A 15,615-nucleotide genomic window follows, 5' to 3' on the forward strand; every position below is an offset into this window, starting at 1 on the left:
GTGGTCCGCCGGGTTCCTCCGGCTTCCGGGCGCACACGCTAACCGCACGTTACGCTGCCGGGTGAGAGCAGGGCAGTGCTTTCGGGTGACGATCGTAGGACTCTTGCCGTGGACGGTGGTACTGTGCGCGCTTCATTGATCCAACTCGCGGTCTCCGACGCCGAGCCGCCGGCCGAGCGGCGGGCCCGGGCGGCCGCCCTGGTCCGGGCCCAGCAGGGCGCCGACCTGGTCGTCCTGCCGGAGCTGTGGCCGCTGGGCGGTTTCGCGTACGACCTCTGGTCGGACGGCGCCGAGGCGCTGGACGGGCCGACCTCCGACGCGATGGCGGCCGCCGCCAAGGCCGCCGGCGTCTGGCTGCACGCCGGGTCGATCGTCGAACGCGATCCGGACGGGCCGATCTACAACACCTCGCTGCTCTTCGCCCCCGACGGCGAGCTGGTGCACACCTACCGCAAGGTGCACCGCTTCGGCTTCGACAGCGGCGAGGCCGTGGTGATGGGCGCAGGGCAGGAGATCGTCACCGCCGCCACAGACTTCGGCACCCTGGGCCTGGCCACCTGCTACGACCTGCGGTTCCCGGAGCTGTTCCGGGCCCTGCTGGACGCGGGCGCGCAGCTGCTGGTGATCCCGGCGGCCTGGCCGGAGCGGCGGCGCGAGCACTGGACGCTGCTCAGCCGGGCCCGCGCGGTCGAGGAGCAGGCCTTCGTCCTGGCCTGCAACACGGCCGGGACGCACGGTGGGGTCGAGCAGGCCGGGCACAGCATCGTGGTGGACCCGTGGGGCCGGGTGCTGGCCGAGGCGGGCCTGGGCGAGGAGGTGCTGACGGTGGAGTTCGACCCGGCCGAGGTGGGCAAGGCCCGTGCCGACTTCCCGGTTCACCGGGACCGGCTGCTGGGCATTCCGGCTCCCGTCCAGCGCTGAGGCCCGCCCGGGCACACGGGGCCCGTTCGGTGGGGGACCTCTCGGGCACCCGGCGGACGGGTCCCGCCCGGCGCCGGGTGCGGGCGGGGCGGCGGCTTCCGCCGGGGCCGGTGGCGCCGCCCGGCACGCCCCGGCCGCACGGCACGGACATCTTTGAGAAGATGAGCCTTCGTCGTGTTCCAGCCGCTGTCCCACCGGCCTGTCCCGAGGCAGGCCGCCCAGCCCGCCCGAGGAGGTCGCGCGCATGTTCGGCACCGGCTCGGGCGACACCCGCCCCGTGATCCAGCGCAACAGCCTGCGCGAGCAGATCGCCGGCGCGCTGCGCGAGGAGATGATGGCGGGCCGGCTCGCGGCCGGGCGCAACTTCACGGTCAAGGAGATCGCCGAGCTGTACGGGGTCTCGGCGACCCCGGCCCGGGAGGCGCTGGTCGACCTCGGCGCGCAGGGGCTGCTCCGGGCCGAACACCATCGGGGCTTCACGGTGCCCGAGTTCGGCTGGGACGACTTCCTGGAGATCTTCGAGTCCCGGGTGCTGCTCACCGACAGCTACTTCCGCCGGCTCGCCGCCATGCCCACCCTGCCGGACACCGGCGGCCGGCTGCCCTCGCTGCGGCGGCGGGCGGACGCGGCGGTACGGGCCGCCCGGGCCGGGAACCTGGACGTGATGGTGGGCTGCGACCGCCGGTTCTGGCAGGAGGCGGCCGGGCTGCTCGGCAACCGCAGGATCGGCGACTACCTGGACTGGCTGCGGGTGCAGTCCTGGATGTTCGCCGCGCCGTACCTGCGGACGATGCCGACACTGGAGGGCGTCTGCTGGGACCGTCACTCCGAGCTGGTCGACGCGGTCGAGGCGGGGGACCGGGCGGGCGCGCACCGGATCGTCTGCGAGTACAACCTGTTCACCGTGCGGCTGCTGGCCGATCTGGCCGGGCAGCCGGTGGAGTCGGCCGGCGTCCTGCCGCTGCTGACGGCCACGCTCGGCCTGCCGGCGGACGCGGGCCCCGCGGCGGACGCCGGGCCTGCGCCGGTACCGGACGCGGGCACCGCTCCGGCGGCGCCCGGGGCGGCATCCGGGACAGCGCCCGGGACGTCGACGGGGGCGGCACGCGGGGAGGCCGTCCAGGCGGCGCAGTCCCCCCAGACCGGCGCGGCGGAGACCGGCCGTGCCCGGGGCCGTGAGCGCGAGCTGGGCCGGGAGCTCGGCCGTGAGCTGGGGCTGGGCCTGGGCCTGGTACCGCAGCCGCGCACGGTGCCGTACCGACGGTTCGGCCGCCGGCCTGCCGACCCGCCGTCCGGCCAACTGCCCGAGGGGCGCCCCGACCCGCACCGCGCGCCGGGCCGGTAGGGTGGGCGGTCGTCGTCCCGGGCGGTCCCTGCACCGACGGTCCGGGTGCCGACCCGTCCGCCCGTCGTTCGCCCCGCGAACGGCACCCGCCGCCCGGAGAGGAAGAGCCGGCCCATGGCCTGCGACCTCTGGCTCGTCCCGCTCGTGGACGTGCTGAGCCACAGCCCCGACAACCCCTTCCGGGACGATCTCGCGCTCTACAACGCCGTGTTGACCTCGCACGGGCTGCCCGAGGTGCCGGTCTACCAGTTCGTGCCCGGGCTCAGCGGGGCGGTCGAGCCGATAGCCGCCTTCGACTACGACTCGCTGCACTTCCTGCGCCGCGCCTACCTGCTGGGGCTTACCGGCCTGGACATCACGCCGGTGGACGCGCTCGGCGGCGACTACGAGCAGCTGCTGGAGATGTTCGAGAGCAGCGCGGAACAGTCGCACCTGGTCTGGCACTTCGACCACGCCGGGGCGTACGTGCCGATCGAGTTCGCGGTGCCGCTGGTGGACGACGCGCTGCTCGTCGCGGGCGGTCCGCTGGGCTCCAGTCACGGGCTGCTGCGCGAACTGCAGGCCGTCGCACCGGCACTGGGCATCGACCCGGCCAACCCGCCGCACCCGACCCGGCCGCTCGGCCCCACCGGCCTGGAGCAGCCGTTCGGCCCGCCGCTGGACGACCTGCACCCCTTCGCCCGGGAGCGGCACGCCTGGGCGGGCCTGTACGCGGCGGCCACCCGGAGCCTCACCCAGGGCTCGATGATCGTCTTCGCCTGAGCCCGGGCCGGATCCCTCCCCGGGCCGGATCTCCTACCCGGCCGGACGGGACCTAGCGCAGCGGGCCCTCCGGGGGCCGCTGGCGCGGCATGGTGGGCCGGGTGCCCGGCGACGGCAGGATCCGCACCTGGGCGCTCCCGCCCGTCTCGCTGCGGCCGCCCCAGCTGCCGGCGGCCTGCGTGGGCAGCTGGGTCATGCCCGCGCGGAACTCCAGCATCCACTCCGAGGTCTCGGTGCGGACCATGTCCGAGACGTCCTCGCAGAACCGCCGCAGCACCCCGAGGCAGCGCTCGGCAGCCTCACCGGCGGTGCCCTCGGTGGGGCCGAGCACCTCGCGCACGCACTCCGACGCCCAGTCGAACTGGAAGGCCTCCAGCCGGCGCTGCAGCGCCTGCGCGGTGGAGACGTCCCGCATCCAGCCGGAGGTCAGGCCGAACACCCGGTCCGCGCCGTAGCAGGCGGCGGAGAGCGCCAGGCCGACGTAGCCCCAGCTGGTGGCGTTCGCGACGGTTCCGGTGAGGTCCACCAGCGGGGCCGTGACCCCCCCGACCGCGAAACCGGCCGAGCCGAACCGCAGCAGTCGGGCCCAGCGGCGCTTCCAGATCCGGTCCCGGCGGTACCAGTCGACCGCCTCCACGGCCCGCTCCTCGGACCAGCGGTAGAGCTCCTCCAGCCGCTCGGCGGGCTCGCCCCAGTCTCCCAGCGGGAACTGGCGGGTGCTCAGATCGGTCCGGTGGCGGGTGGACGCCGGGCGCGCGACTGTGGCGGCCGGCTGGTCCTCCTCGCCGATCTCCTTGCCCCAGGCACTCTCCTCGGGCTGCATTTCCGGCTGGCTCACCTGTGGGGCTCCCTGTGGCGGGCGGACTGCTGGGTCTGACGGCGCATCGCCCTGACGTGTCATCGGCCTGGCTGGCCGTGGAACCCCGGGTGACGCATCGGACGCGCGACGCCCCGGGGCGCGTGTGCTCGCCCGGGGACGGCGCACCGGCCGGCGGCCGGTGCTGGTCCAACAGCACTTCTTACCGCCAAATGGCTGATCGTGGGGGCGCTTCTCCAATGATCGTTACCGGATCCAACCACCGGAAGCCGAGGTGAGCGGGTTGCGGCGGCCGGCGAGATTTCACCCGTCCGAGCGAGGCTCCGGTGACCCGCTGTCCTGACCCGGACACCCCGGGCGCACGACCGGTGCCGGCTGTTGGAGGTTCCTCCGAGGCCGGAAGCGTACGGACGGCTTCCGCTGTAGGTTCCGACGGGACCGGGGGGAAGGCGGAACCGGCCACCGACTACCCTTGCCAACCGTGAAGGTCCTCGTCATCGGCGGCGGCGCCCGCGAACACGCCCTGTGCCGCTCTCTGTCCCAAGATCCCGCCGTCACCGAGCTGCACTGCGCCCCGGGCAACGCCGGGATCGCGCAGGTGGCGACGGTCCACCCCGTCGACCAGCTGGACGGCGCGCAGGTCGCGGCGCTCGCCCGGCAGCTCGACGCCGACCTGGTCGTGGTCGGCCCGGAGGCCCCGCTGGTCGCGGGCGTCTCCGACGCCGTGCGCGCGGCCGGCATCCCGGTCTTCGGCCCGTCCGGCTCGGCCGCCCAGCTGGAGGGCTCGAAGGCCTTCGCCAAGGACGTGATGGCCGCCGCCGGCGTGCCCACCGCCCGCTCCTACCTCTGCACCACCCCGGCCGAGGCCGCCGAGGCGCTCGACGCCTTCGGCGCTCCCTACGTGGTCAAGGACGACGGCCTGGCCGCCGGCAAGGGCGTCGTGGTCACCTCCGACCGCGAGGCCGCGCTGGCCCACGCCGCCTCCTGCATGGGGACAGCTCCCGGCCGCCAGGGCCGGGGGAGGGTGGTCATCGAGGAGTACCTCGACGGCCCCGAGGTCTCCCTCTTCGCCATCACCGACGGCACCACCGTCCTCCCGCTCCAGCCCGCGCAGGACTTCAAGCGTGCGCTGGACGGGGACGAGGGCCCGAACACCGGCGGCATGGGTGCCTACTCGCCGCTGCCCTGGGCGCCCGAGGGCCTGGTCGAGGAGGTCCTGGAGACCGTCCTGCAGCCGACCGTGGACGAGCTGCGCCGCCGTGGCACCGACTTCTCCGGCCTGCTCTACGCGGGCCTGGCGCTCACCTCGCGCGGCACCCGGGTGATCGAGTTCAACGCCCGCTTCGGCGACCCGGAGACCCAGGTCGTGCTGGCCCGGCTGCGCACCCCGCTGGCCGGCGTCCTGTACGCCTCCGCCACCGGCACGCTGGACCAGCTGGAGCCGCTGCGCTGGGACGACGGGGCCGCCGTCACCGTGGTGATCGCCTCCGAGGGCTACCCGGCCGCGCCGCGCACCGGCGACCCGATCGAGGGCCTGGCCGGGGCCGAGGCCGCCGACGGCACCGCGTACGTGCTGCACGCGGGCACCCGGGCGGACGAGGACGGCCGGGTGCTCAGCGCCGGCGGCCGCGTCCTCTCGGTCACCGCCACCGGTACCGACCTCGCCGAGGCGCGCGGCCGCGCGTACGACGCGGTGGACCGGATCAGCCTCAAGGGCGGCCGGCACCGCACCGACATCGCGCTCAAGGCCGCGCAGTAGCAAGCGGTTTCAGTGCGCCGCAGGGCGCTGTGTTCGCGGGGAAACAACCCCCATGGACGCAGCGCCCTGCGGCGTTTACGGGTCAGGGGGAGCCGGAGTGGTTCCGGCGGCCGCCACACCGTTCGGCGGCCGGAATCCAGCCCATCGAGTGACAGCAGCCGCATCCAGCTGACGTAACCGGGCGCCCGGCCTTATGGTGCGCTGGTCCGCAGCACCCCGGGCCGTGCCGCTCGCGGCCGCCGCCGGGTAGCCGTGGTCGCGCGGGGGGATGCTGGACGGCGTCCGGCCGGGCGAGCACGCCCGGACCGCTTCGCACGAAGCCCTGGCGCGGTCGTCCGGAATTCGGGCACCGTCACCGGGACGAGTGGAAACCGGCGAGATCCGGAACACCCACCCGGGTACGGGCGTCAAAAATGTCACAAGCGCCACGCAGCATGTATTACCGGGGATCGGACGCCGCCGTTTCCCAGTCGGAACTGATCGTTTCGAGTCGGCTCAGGGCCCGTCACCGGGCGCCCGAGGGCTCCGAAGGGGGTGCCGCACCGTATGACCGCTTTCGACACCGCGCGCGCTCATGCCCACGCGGTCCTGCGGGTCCGTGGTCTCGCCCTGGCCGCCGCCGCACTGCCCGCCGCCGTCGCGGTGGTGCTGCTCGCGGGCCGGTTCACCGGCCGGCTCGGGGCGCCCGGCGCCTCCGACGCCGCCGCCTGGGACGCCGTCCGCTGGGTGGTCTGCGCCGTGGCCGCCGGCACCCTGCTGGTGGCCGGCCTGGCCGCCCGGGCCTACCGCCGGGCCGTGCCGCCGCAGACCCCGGCCATCCCGCTGGAGCGGGCACAGGCCCCCGAGCTGTACCGGCTGATCGGCGAGCTGGCCGACCGGCTGGAGGTCCCCGCGCCCTCCGCGATCGCGCTCACCCCGGACTGCGACAGCTGGCTGGAGGACGTCCCGCCGGCCCGCCGGGCACCGGGCGGCGCGCACGAGCCGCCCGCGCCGGTGCTGGTGATCGGCTCGCCGTTCCTCTGGTGGATGCGGGCCGGCGAGCTGCGCGCGCTGCTCGCCCCGGTGGTGGCCGGCACCGCGGCCTCCGCCGACCCGGACATCGCCTCCGCCCGCCGCTTCCTGCGCGGCCTGGACGCCAGCCTGGACGCGGCTGCCCCCGGGCCGGCCGGAGCCGCCGCGCCCGCCGCCCCGCGCACCGGCCGCCGGGGCTCCGCCGCACTGACCGACCGGATCACCCGCCGGCTGCTCGGCGCCTGTCGCGGGCACTCCGCCGAGCTGGAGCGGGCCGTCGCCGGCTGGGCCTCCGAGCAGGCCAGGTCGGTCGACTACGGCCTGCGGATCGCCGCCCAGGAGCAGGTCGGCCTGGCCTACGCCGGCTGGGACCGGCTGCTCACCCGGGTCGCGCTGCCCGCCTGGCGGCTCGGCCGGCACCCCGCGCACCTCAACGCCGGCGTGGTCGCCGCGCTCACCGAGCTGTCCCGCCGCGACCGGCTGGCCGACGGCTACGGCAGCCGGCTCGGCGACCGCCCCGCCTGCGACCTGCTGGAGGAGCCCGGCGCGGTGGACGAGGCCGTCTCCCTGCTCGCCGCCGAGCTGTTCTTCGGCCGGCCCGCCTCCGGCAGCTGGCGCGAGCTGGACTGGGCCGACTACCCGGCCGAAGTGGTGGACGCCGGCTGGCGGGCCCGGGCCGCAGCGCTGCAGTCCGCCCTGGACCGCCTGGCCCCGCAGGCCCGCCCCGGCTCCCCGACCCTCACCCGGCTGCTGGTCCGGCTGGCCGAGGGCGACGGCGAGCAGCTGGCCGCCTCGCTCGCCGCCCAGCTGGCCCGCACCACGGCCCCCGCACCGCTGCTGGAGCCCGTCCGCACCGGGCGGGACCTCCTGGTCGACCACGTCACCGCGATGGTCTGCTGCGCCGCGGCCGACACCGCCGGCGCCACCCCCGGCCTGGACTGGCTGGACGGCCCGGTGCTGCTGATCGGCGGGGTCCGCCGGACCGACCTGGCCGGCCCGGTCGCCCAGGCCGTGGAACAGGGCCAGGACGGCCCGCTGCGTATCTGGCTGGACGCCGCCGACGTCCGGTTGGAGAAGCCGGTCCGGCTGTAGGCCCCGCCCGGCCGCAGGGGCGGCGGGGCGCTCGGTGTCCGCGCTCGCGCCCCCGGGGCGGCCGGGTACGGCGGGTCTTCGCAGGCCGGAGGCCCTCCGAGGGCGGGTCGGAAGAATCGCCACCACTAGTTGCTACCGTTGGGTGACACAGCGCCAGCACTCTGTGGTGTATTGGATCGCACGCACACCCGGGAGGCACATGCCAACCGGCGAGGGTGCACCTGTGGGAGGGGCGCGTGGGGACGGAACTCAACCGCCGCTGGGAGTCCGGAACGCACGCGTACAGCGTCTCCGACCCCTTCGGCCAGGGCCCGCTGCCCTGGCTGCGCAGCCCGGACCAGTACCTGGCGGGCGCCGAGGGCGCCGTCCCCTGGTACGTCTCGGTGGACGCGCCGGGCCAGCAGCCCCTGGCCGGATGCACCAGACCCAAGCCACCGGTCGGCACCCCGCAGGGCGCCAACGACGTGGTGCAGCAGATCAAGGGCTTCGCCTCGGCCGGCATCGTCCGCCCCGGTGGCTCGGTGGACTTCCGGGTCACCGTCAACCCGCCCCGCGAGTTCACCGTCGACGTCTACCGGATCGGCCACTACGGCGGCGACGGCGCCCACCACATGACGTCCAGTCCGCTGATCGCCGGGCTGGCCCAGCCCGCCCCGCTGGTCGTCGCCCGGACCGTCTCCTGCCACCACTGGTGGCACTCCTGGCGGCTGCAGATCCCCGCCCACTGGCCGCCCGGCGCCTACGTCGCCGTGCTGACCACCGGTGACATGCTGCACCGCAGCCACATCCCGTTCACCGTCCGGGACTTCGAGGACCAGGCGTACGCCGCCGAGCTGCTGCTGGTGCTCCCCGACGTGACCTGGCAGGCGTACAACCTCTTCCCCGAGGACGGCCGCAGCGGCGCCAGCCTCTACCACGCCTGGGACGACCAGGGCCGGCTGGTCGGCGAGCCGGAGGCGGCCGTCACCGTCTCCTTCGACCGTCCGCACGCCACCGCCGGCCTGCCGCTGCACGTCGGCCACGCCTACGACTTCATCCGCTGGGCCGAGCGGTACGGCTACGACCTCTCCTACGCCACCGCCACCGACCTGCACGCAGGCCTGGTGGACCCGTCCCGGCACAAGGCGCTGGTCTTCCCCGGCCACGACGAGTACTGGTCCGAGCCGATGCGCCGGGCCGCCGAGCGGGCCCGCGACGGCGGCACCTCGCTGGTCTTCCTCTCGGCCAACACCATGTACTGGCGGGTCGAGCTGAGCCCCGCGCCCTCGGGCGAGCCCAACCGGCTCCTCAACTGCCGCAAACGGCAGAAGGTCGGGCCGGGGAGCCAGGCCGCCGGGGTCTCCGGCTCCGCCAGCGCGCTCTGGCGGGACGCCGGCGAGCCCGAGCAGCACCTGCTCGGCCTCCAGTACTCGGGCCGGGTCGCCGCCCCCGTCCCGTTGGTGGCCCGGCACACCGCGCACTGGCTCTGGGACGGTACCGGCGTCCATGAGGGCGACGAACTGCCCGGGCTGGTGGCCGGCGAGGCCGACCGCTACTACCCCAAGGTGGCCCTGCCCGAGCACACCGAGCGGGTGCTGCTCGCGCACTCCCCGTACCGGGACCTCGCCGGGCGCACCCGGTACCAGGAGACGTCGCTCTACCGGGCGCCCAGCGGCGCGTACGTCTTCGCCGCCGGCACCTTCGCCTGGTCGCCCGCGCTGGACCGGCCCGGCCTCACCGACGAGCGGATCCAGCGGGCCACCGCCAACCTGCTGGACCGCCTCTGCAAGAACGGCTGAGCCGCAGGCCTGCCCCGGTGGCTCGGCCGGGCGGCGCCGGGCCGGGCCACCCCACGGGCCCGGGCCGTCGGGGCCGGTGCGGGCGTCATGACAGACTCAGGGGCAGTGACCTCCCCTTTCGCGCCCCACGCCCGCGAACGACCCCTGAGGACTGAGACGACCTTGAGCGGATTTGTCACCAAGCCCGAGCCGGTCCAGGTGCCCGGCCTGGTCCACCTGCACACCGGCAAGGTGCGCGACCTCTACCGCGCCGAGTCGGGTGACCTCGTGATGGTCGCCAGCGACCGCATGTCGGCCCACGACTGGGTCCTGCCGAACGAGATCCCCGACAAGGGCCGCATCCTCACCCAGCTCTCGCTGTGGTGGTTCGAGCGGATCGCCGACATCGTGCCCAACCACGTGATCTCCACCGAGGTCCCGGCCGGCGCCCCCGCCGACTGGAAGGGCCGCACGCTGGTCTGCCGCAGCCTGGAGATGATCCCGGTCGAGTGCGTGGCCCGCGGCTACCTGGCCGGCTCCGGCCTGGCCGAGTACAACGCCGACCGGACGGTCTGCGGCATCGCCCTGCCCGAGGGCCTGGAGAACAGCTCCGAGCTGCCCGCCCCGATCTACACCCCGGCGCTCAAGGCCGAGGTCGGCGAGCACGACGAGAACGTCTCCTACGAGGAGACCGCCCGCCGGATCGGCGCCGAGCTCGCCAACCAGCTGCGCCGCACCACCCTGGACGTCTACGCCCGGGCCCGGGACATCGCCCGCGACCGCGGCATCATCCTGGCCGACACCAAGTTCGAGTTCGGCCTGCTCGACGGCGAGCTGGTGATCGGTGACGAGGTGCTCACCCCGGACTCCTCCCGCTTCTGGCCCGCCGACCAGTGGCAGCCCGGCCGCTCGCAGCCGTCCTTCGACAAGCAGCTCATCCGCGACTGGCTGGTCTCCCCGGCCTCCGGCTGGGACCGCCACAGTGAGCTGCCGCCGCCGGAGCTGCCCGCCGAGATCGTCGAGCAAACCCGCGCCAAGTACGCCGAGGTCTACGAGCTGCTGACCGGCACCTCCTGGGCGTGAGCCCCTCGGGCGCGTCCGGCGCCCCCTGCCACGCGGGAAGCGCCGGACGCGCCCCACCTCGCCCGCGGGCGCGGCCGGGTCTCAGATCCAGCCGTGCTCGCGGGCGATCCGCACCGCCGCATGGCGGTTCTCGGCGCCCAGCTTGCCGGCCGCCGAGGAGAGGTAGTTGCGGACCGTCCCCTGGGAGAGTGCCGCGCGCTCGGCGATCTCGGCGATCGAGGTGCCGTCGGCGGCCAGCTCCAGCACGTCCGTCTCGCGCGGGGTCAGCGGCGTCTCGCCCGCGCTGATCGCGTCCGCCGCGAGCTCCGGGTCGACGTACCGGGCGCCCGCCAGCACCGTGCGGATGATCCCGGCCAGATCCGCCGCCGAGACCGTCTTCGGCAGGAAGCCGCGCACCCCGACCTCCAGCGCCCGCTTCAGATAGCCCGGGCGGCCGTGGCCGGTGACGATCATCGTGCGGCAGTCCGGAAGCACCCGCCGCAGCTCGGTGGCCACCTCGATGCCGTCCAGGCCGGGCATCTGGAGGTCGAGCACCGCGACATCGGGGCGGTGCGCCTTCGCCATCGTCAGCGCCTCCGGGCCGGAGGCGGCCTGGGCGACCACGGTGATGTCCTCCTCCAGGGAGAGCAGCGCGGCCAGCGCCCCGCGGATCAGATGCTCGTCGTCAGCGAGCAGGACGCGCACGGGGGCGGTGTCGGTCATCGGGCGGGCCTTCCTGCGGTGGCGGGCGTGCGGTGGATCGGAGCGGCCGGGTGGACCGGAGCGGGACGGCGGCTCAGAGCGGGACGGTGGCGAGCATCCGGAACCGGCCCGGTCCGGCCTCCGGGACGGTCAGCTCGCCGTCGTGCGCGGCCAGCCGTTCCCGCAGCCCGCGCAGCCCGGTACCGCTGCCCTGGGAGGGGATCGGCACCGCCGGCACCCCGTCATTCTCCAGCTCCAGCACCGCCCGGCCGTCCTCCCGGCGCAGCCTGATCGCGCAGTGGCCCGCCTCGCTGTGCCGCAGCACGTTGGTGGTCGCCTCGCGGATCACCCAGCCGAACACCGACTGCACCGGCTGCGGCAGCTGGTCGGCGTCCTCGCCGAGGTCGATCTCGCAGCGCACGTCGGCGGCGCGGAGCACCGCGCGGGCGCCGATCGCCTCGGCGTGCAGGTCCGCCGTGCGGTAGCCGCGGATCACGTCCCGGACCTCCCGCTGCGACTCCTGGGCGATCCGCTGCACCTCGGTCATCTGGTCGGCGGCCTCCGGGCGGCCGCGCCGGGCCAGCTGGACGGCGAGCTCGCTCTTCAGCGCGATCGTGGTGAGGTTGCGGCCCATCACGTCGTGCAGGTCCCGGGAGAACCGCAGCCGCTCCTCGGCGACGGCCAGCCGGGACTGTGCCTCGCGGGCGGCGTCCAGCTCCCAGACGACGCCCTGGAGCCAGGCGCACCCGCGGCAGCTGAGGCCGATGAAGGCCATCGCGACGAGGTCGCCGACCAGCATGCCGGCGGCCGCCGGGGCGCCGAGCCCGGCCAGCAGTGTGGCCGGGACGACCAGCAGCCGGGCGCCGATCCCGGTGAGGCACGCCTGCCGCATGGACAGGCCCACGCTCGCCGGGCCGAAGGCCGATGCCGCCAGCGCGGAGACGACCACCGCGGTGAACGGCGGACCGGTGTCCTCCGGTCCGCCGGTGGGGCCCAGCAGCAGGACGGCCCAGGAGCCGGCGATCGCCACCCCGCCGGTCAGCAGGAGCCAGCGCAGGTGGTCGGACGGCCGTTTCAGGTAGTGGTCGAGCGAGGTGCGGAACGCCCGGAAGGCCAGCAGCGTGGTGGCCAGGCCGACGACCATGCTGACCCGGACGGCGTCGCGGGGCTGTTCCTGCTGGGCGGCGGATCCGACGGCCAGCAGGATCACCATCATCAGGATCAGCGGCATCAGGTAGAGCGACCAGCGCAGGTAGAGCTCGGAACGCTGCGGCTTGCCGTAGGCCTTCCAGGTACGCACCAGCCTCGGTACGCCCATCTGCCCGCCCCCCGTTCGATCATGATCATTGCTTCGCTCTTCCTATCAGAGAAGGCTCAGCGGCGCGGCTCCCAGCGGAAGTAACGGACGGCACCCCAGACCGCGAGGCCCAGCCAGACGGCGCCGGTGACCAGGTGCGGGGCGGCGGTGGCCCAGGTGCCGGCGAAGCCGGTCGCGGCCTCGGAGCCGTCGGTGCCGAACCAGCCGACGCGGATCAGCTGGAAGGCCGGCGTGGTGGGCAGCAGCCGGCAGAAGTCGGCGACGCCGTCCGGCATGACCTCCAGCGGGAAGAACAGGCCGGAGCCGAACTGGGTGAGCAGCAGGACCGGCATGGTGGTGATGCCCGCGCTCTCGACGGTCCGGGTGAAGGCGCTGGAGATCGCGGCCAGCGCCATCAGGGTGCCGACGACCAGCACCAGCCCGACGGCCAGCAGCAGGGGGTTGACCGGCACGGTGAGGTGCAGGGCGCTGGCGCCGACCACCCCGATGACGGCGCACATCAGCAGGGCGAGGCCGACCGAGGGCACCGCGGTGCCGGCCAGGATCTCGGCGTCCCGGGCCTCGCCGGTGCGCAGCCGCTTGAGCACCAGCTCGCCGCGGCGGGCCACGTACGCGGCGGTCAGGTTGTAGTAGACGACGAAGACCAGCACCATCCCGACCGCGCCGTTGACCAGCAGCGAGTCGACGTCGAGACCGGGGTTGTCCTTGGCCTGCTGGTCGAGCACGCTCTTCAGCCCGCCGATCAGCAGCAGCGGCAGCAGCAGGGCGGTGAACAGCGCGGTGCGGTTGCGCACCAGCAGGGTGGCCTCGGCCCGGCCGAGGGCGAGCAGGCGGCGGCCGGCGGTGCTCTGCGGGCCGGCGGCGGACAGGGCGGCGGCGGGGGCGGCGGTGGTCATCGGGCGAGTCCGATCAGGCGGCGGCGGGCGGTGGGGGCGGCCGGTGCGTCGGCCGGGGGCCGGTGGGCGGCCTCGGAGGCGATGGCGAGGAAGGCCTCCTCCAGCGAGGCGCTGCGGGCGTCGAGGTCGCCGAGCGCGATGCCGTGGTGGTCGGCCCAGCCGAGCAGCTCGGTGAGGGTGGCCTGGAGCCGGGGGGTGTGCACGGTGATCCGGCGGCCGACGGCGAGGACCTCGGCCCCGGGCAGCGGGGGGAGCGAGGCGCCGGAGAACTCGGGGAGTTCGAAGGTGATCCGGGACGGGCGGCCCGCGATCACCTCGGCCACGGTGCCGGTGGTGACGACCCGGCCGCCGTGCATGATGGCCAGCCGGTCGGCCAGCGCCTCGGCCTCCTCCAGGTAGTGCGTGGTGAGCAGCACCGTGGTGCCCTGGGCGCGCAGCTCGCGGACCAGGCGCCAGACGGCTGCGCGGGCCTCCGGGTCGAGGCCGGTGCTGGGCTCGTCCAGGAAGAGCACCTCGGGGCGGCCGAGCAGGGCCATCGCCAGGTCGAGCCGGCGCCGCTCGCCGCCGGAGAGCTGCTTGACCCGGACGTTGCGGCGGGCGGTCAGGCCGACGAGCTCCAGCGCCTCGTCCACCGGGCGGGTGCGGCTGGTCATTCCGGCCCAGCTGCGGCCGGTCTCGGCGACGGTGAGGTCGCCGGGGAACCCGCCCTCCTGGAGCATGATGCCGATCCGGGGGCGGACGGCGGCCCGCTCGCGGTGCGGGTCGTGGCCGAGCACCCGGACCTCACCGCCGGTCGGGGCGGCGAGGCCCTCGATCAGCTCCATGGTGGAGGTCTTGCCGGCCCCGTTGGTGCCGAGCAGTGCGAACAGTTCGCCCTTGCCGACGGTGAGGTCGACGCCGCGCACCGCGTGGTAGCCGTCGGTGCCGGAGCCGTAGTGGCGGTGGAGGCCGGTGACCTCGATCACGGGCTCGCTCGGGGCGGGGGGCTGGCTCGTTTCCATGCCTCAAGCCTTCCGCCGCCCGGGCGCCGCGGGCAGTGCGCGCCGTCATGAGAACGCGGTGCGGTTACCCGGGTCGGCGATGACAAATGTCATCGGCCCGGGCCCGGGGGCGGGCCGGGGAATACCGGCAAGGAACGCCGAAGGGCCCCCTCGATCGAGGGGGCCCTTCGTACTGGAGCGGACGACGAGATTCGAACTCGCGACCCTCACCTTGGCAAGGTGATGCTCTACCAACTGAGCCACGTCCGCAGGTCTGACTATTGAGTTGTGCTGTGCTCGCGCACTGCGAGCGGACGACGAGATTCGAACTCGCGACCCTCACCTTGGCAAGGTGATGCTCTACCAACTGAGCCACGTCCGCATGGTGCCTGGTGGGGCACCCGCCGCCTCTCGGGATCTCTCCGTTGCGGCGACGAGGAATACTCTACAGCATCGTTCGGGGTGGTCGCCCCACCCTTTCGGGCAGGTGGGACGACCGGGCCCCGGCGGGGTCAGTTCGCCTCGGCGAACGCCTCGTACACGTGCTTGGGGATGCGGCCCCGGGCGGGCAGCTCCATGCCGCGCGACTGGGCCCAGGCGCGTACGGCGGCCGGGTCCGGGGTGAGTGCGGTACGGCGGAAGGACTTTCCGGTGCGGCTCTGGCGGCGGCCGGCCGCGACGAACGGAGCGAGGGCCTCCCGCAGCTTTTCCGCGTTGTCCAGGGACAGGTCGATCTCGTAGGACTTCCCGTCGACGCCGAAGTGGACGGTTTCCGCGGCGGCACCGCCGTCCAGGTCGTCGGAGAGCGTGACGACTACACGCTGAGCCATGGGTGTCAATCCTCTCGGGCAATTCGGCCGAAGGGCGCGGGGTGCGCTCCCGTGGCCTGATGTGCACCACACGCGCAAGCGCATACGGGCAGGCCTGATGGCGTGCCGGATACGCAGCACTTGCCGCGGCAGGTGGCCCTATTCTGCACCCGAAGCGGGTCGAAATCGAAGAGTCCGGCTTTCTTTTCCGGATATTCACGTGTCTTCGCCGGAGTACCGGATACCGGCGCACTCGGCTGGCCGATCTGTCCCGGAGTGCCGGTATTCGGGTGCTCTTCGGCGGTTCTCGTTCGGGGAGCCGAATCCGCAGAAATGGGGTGCCGGCCGGGGCGGGGCGCGGGCCCGGAACCCTTGCGGCGTAAG

At 74.5% G+C, this 15,615-nt stretch carries 13 protein-coding genes and 2 tRNA genes; 7 read left to right on the plus strand and 8 right to left on the minus strand.

Translation table 11 applies throughout. The features are described 5' to 3' along the window. Positions 1–123 precede the first annotated feature (123 nt). The 3 genes from OG286_RS20545 (at position 124) to OG286_RS20555 (ending at position 3,028) form a co-directional block, all read left to right on the plus strand. On the plus strand, positions 124–921 hold the full coding sequence (locus OG286_RS20545; RefSeq protein WP_396324303.1) for a carbon-nitrogen family hydrolase: 798 nt from the start codon (positions 124–126) through the stop codon (positions 919–921). Between the two features lie 244 nt (positions 922–1,165). Next, complete coding sequence (locus OG286_RS20550; RefSeq protein WP_396324302.1) at positions 1,166–2,266, plus strand: GntR family transcriptional regulator; 1,101 nt, start codon at positions 1,166–1,168, stop codon at positions 2,264–2,266. Positions 2,267–2,380: 114 nt separating this feature from the next. After that, positions 2,381–3,028: a hypothetical protein gene (locus OG286_RS20555; protein WP_396324301.1), complete on the plus strand. Its 648-nt coding sequence runs from the start codon at positions 2,381–2,383 to the stop codon at positions 3,026–3,028. Between the two features lie 52 nt (positions 3,029–3,080). Here OG286_RS20555 and OG286_RS20560 read toward each other — a convergent pair whose 3' ends face one another. After that, positions 3,081–3,866 carry an SLATT domain-containing protein gene (locus OG286_RS20560; RefSeq protein WP_405360554.1) on the minus strand — a complete coding sequence of 262 codons (786 nt, stop codon included), beginning with the start codon at positions 3,864–3,866 and terminating at the stop codon, positions 3,081–3,083. Between the two features lie 460 nt (positions 3,867–4,326). Between OG286_RS20560 and purD the strand changes: the two genes are divergently transcribed. The 4 genes from purD (at position 4,327) to OG286_RS20580 (ending at position 10,547) form a co-directional block, all read left to right on the plus strand. Continuing rightward, a complete protein-coding gene (purD, locus tag OG286_RS20565; RefSeq protein WP_396324299.1) occupies positions 4,327–5,604 on the plus strand; it encodes a phosphoribosylamine--glycine ligase in 1,278 nt (425 codons plus the stop codon). A 546-nt stretch (positions 5,605–6,150) separates the two neighbouring features. After that, on the plus strand, positions 6,151–7,707 hold the full coding sequence (locus tag OG286_RS20570; protein ID WP_405360550.1) for a hypothetical protein: 1,557 nt from the start codon (positions 6,151–6,153) through the stop codon (positions 7,705–7,707). Positions 7,708–7,943: 236 nt separating this feature from the next. Further along, on the plus strand, positions 7,944–9,485 hold the full coding sequence (locus tag OG286_RS20575) for a N,N-dimethylformamidase beta subunit family domain-containing protein (RefSeq protein WP_405360548.1): 1,542 nt from the start codon (positions 7,944–7,946) through the stop codon (positions 9,483–9,485). A gap of 162 nt (positions 9,486–9,647) precedes the next feature. Continuing rightward, positions 9,648–10,547 carry a phosphoribosylaminoimidazolesuccinocarboxamide synthase gene (locus OG286_RS20580; protein ID WP_396324296.1) on the plus strand — a complete coding sequence of 300 codons (900 nt, stop codon included), beginning with the start codon at positions 9,648–9,650 and terminating at the stop codon, positions 10,545–10,547. Positions 10,548–10,628: 81 nt separating this feature from the next. Here OG286_RS20580 and OG286_RS20585 read toward each other — a convergent pair whose 3' ends face one another. The 7 genes from OG286_RS20585 to OG286_RS20615 all read right to left on the minus strand — a co-directional run bounded on the left by OG286_RS20585 (position 10,629) and on the right by OG286_RS20615 (position 15,252). Next, positions 10,629–11,249, minus strand: a complete 621-nt coding sequence (locus OG286_RS20585; RefSeq protein ID WP_405365654.1) for a response regulator — start codon at positions 11,247–11,249, stop codon at positions 10,629–10,631. 73 nt (positions 11,250–11,322) lie between these two features. Beyond that, positions 11,323–12,546 (minus strand): sensor histidine kinase, encoded by a 1,224-nt coding sequence (locus OG286_RS20590; RefSeq protein WP_405365655.1) that lies wholly within the window; start codon positions 12,544–12,546, stop codon positions 11,323–11,325. 56 nt (positions 12,547–12,602) lie between these two features. Beyond that, positions 12,603–13,442, minus strand: coding sequence for an ABC transporter permease (locus tag OG286_RS20595; RefSeq protein ID WP_405365656.1), 840 nt, complete (start codon positions 13,440–13,442; stop codon positions 12,603–12,605). Beyond that, complete coding sequence (locus OG286_RS20600; RefSeq protein WP_405365657.1) at positions 13,439–14,443, minus strand: ABC transporter ATP-binding protein; 1,005 nt, start codon at positions 14,441–14,443, stop codon at positions 13,439–13,441. The genes OG286_RS20595 and OG286_RS20600 overlap by 4 nt, the downstream gene beginning before the upstream one ends. 173 nt (positions 14,444–14,616) lie before the next feature. Beyond that, positions 14,617–14,692 (minus strand) — tRNA-Gly (locus tag OG286_RS20605). 39 nt (positions 14,693–14,731) lie between these two features. Beyond that, positions 14,732–14,804, minus strand: a tRNA-Gly gene (locus OG286_RS20610). Positions 14,805–14,934: 130 nt separating this feature from the next. Next, the gene (locus OG286_RS20615; protein ID WP_238860361.1) at positions 14,935–15,252 is read right to left on the minus strand and encodes an Lsr2 family protein; all 318 of its coding nucleotides are present in this window, start codon (positions 15,250–15,252) and stop codon (positions 14,935–14,937) included. Positions 15,253–15,615: the final 363 nt, after the last annotated feature.

The sequence above is a fragment of the Kitasatospora sp. NBC_00039 genome, assembly GCF_045160625.1.
Classification (GTDB): domain Bacteria; phylum Actinomycetota; class Actinomycetes; order Streptomycetales; family Streptomycetaceae; genus Kitasatospora.

Bases quoted from the DNA above. Each gene is read 5' to 3' on its own strand.
- OG286_RS20550 (WP_396324302.1), top strand. From the start codon at position 1,166: ATGTTCGGCACCGGCTCGGGCGACACCCGCCCCGTGATCCAGCGCAAC.
- OG286_RS20555 (WP_396324301.1), top strand. From the start codon at position 2,381: ATGGCCTGCGACCTCTGGCTCGTCCCGCTCGTGGACGTGCTGAGCCAC.
- OG286_RS20570 (WP_405360550.1), top strand. From the start codon at position 6,151: ATGACCGCTTTCGACACCGCGCGCGCTCATGCCCACGCGGTCCTGCGG.
- OG286_RS20585 (WP_405365654.1), bottom strand. From the start codon at position 11,249: ATGACCGACACCGCCCCCGTGCGCGTCCTGCTCGCTGACGACGAGCAT.
- OG286_RS20590 (WP_405365655.1), bottom strand. From the start codon at position 12,546: ATGGGCGTACCGAGGCTGGTGCGTACCTGGAAGGCCTACGGCAAGCCG.
- OG286_RS20595 (WP_405365656.1), bottom strand. From the start codon at position 13,442: ATGACCACCGCCGCCCCCGCCGCCGCCCTGTCCGCCGCCGGCCCGCAG.
- OG286_RS20600 (WP_405365657.1), bottom strand. From the start codon at position 14,443: ATGGAAACGAGCCAGCCCCCCGCCCCGAGCGAGCCCGTGATCGAGGTC.
- OG286_RS20615 (WP_238860361.1), bottom strand. From the start codon at position 15,252: ATGGCTCAGCGTGTAGTCGTCACGCTCTCCGACGACCTGGACGGCGGT.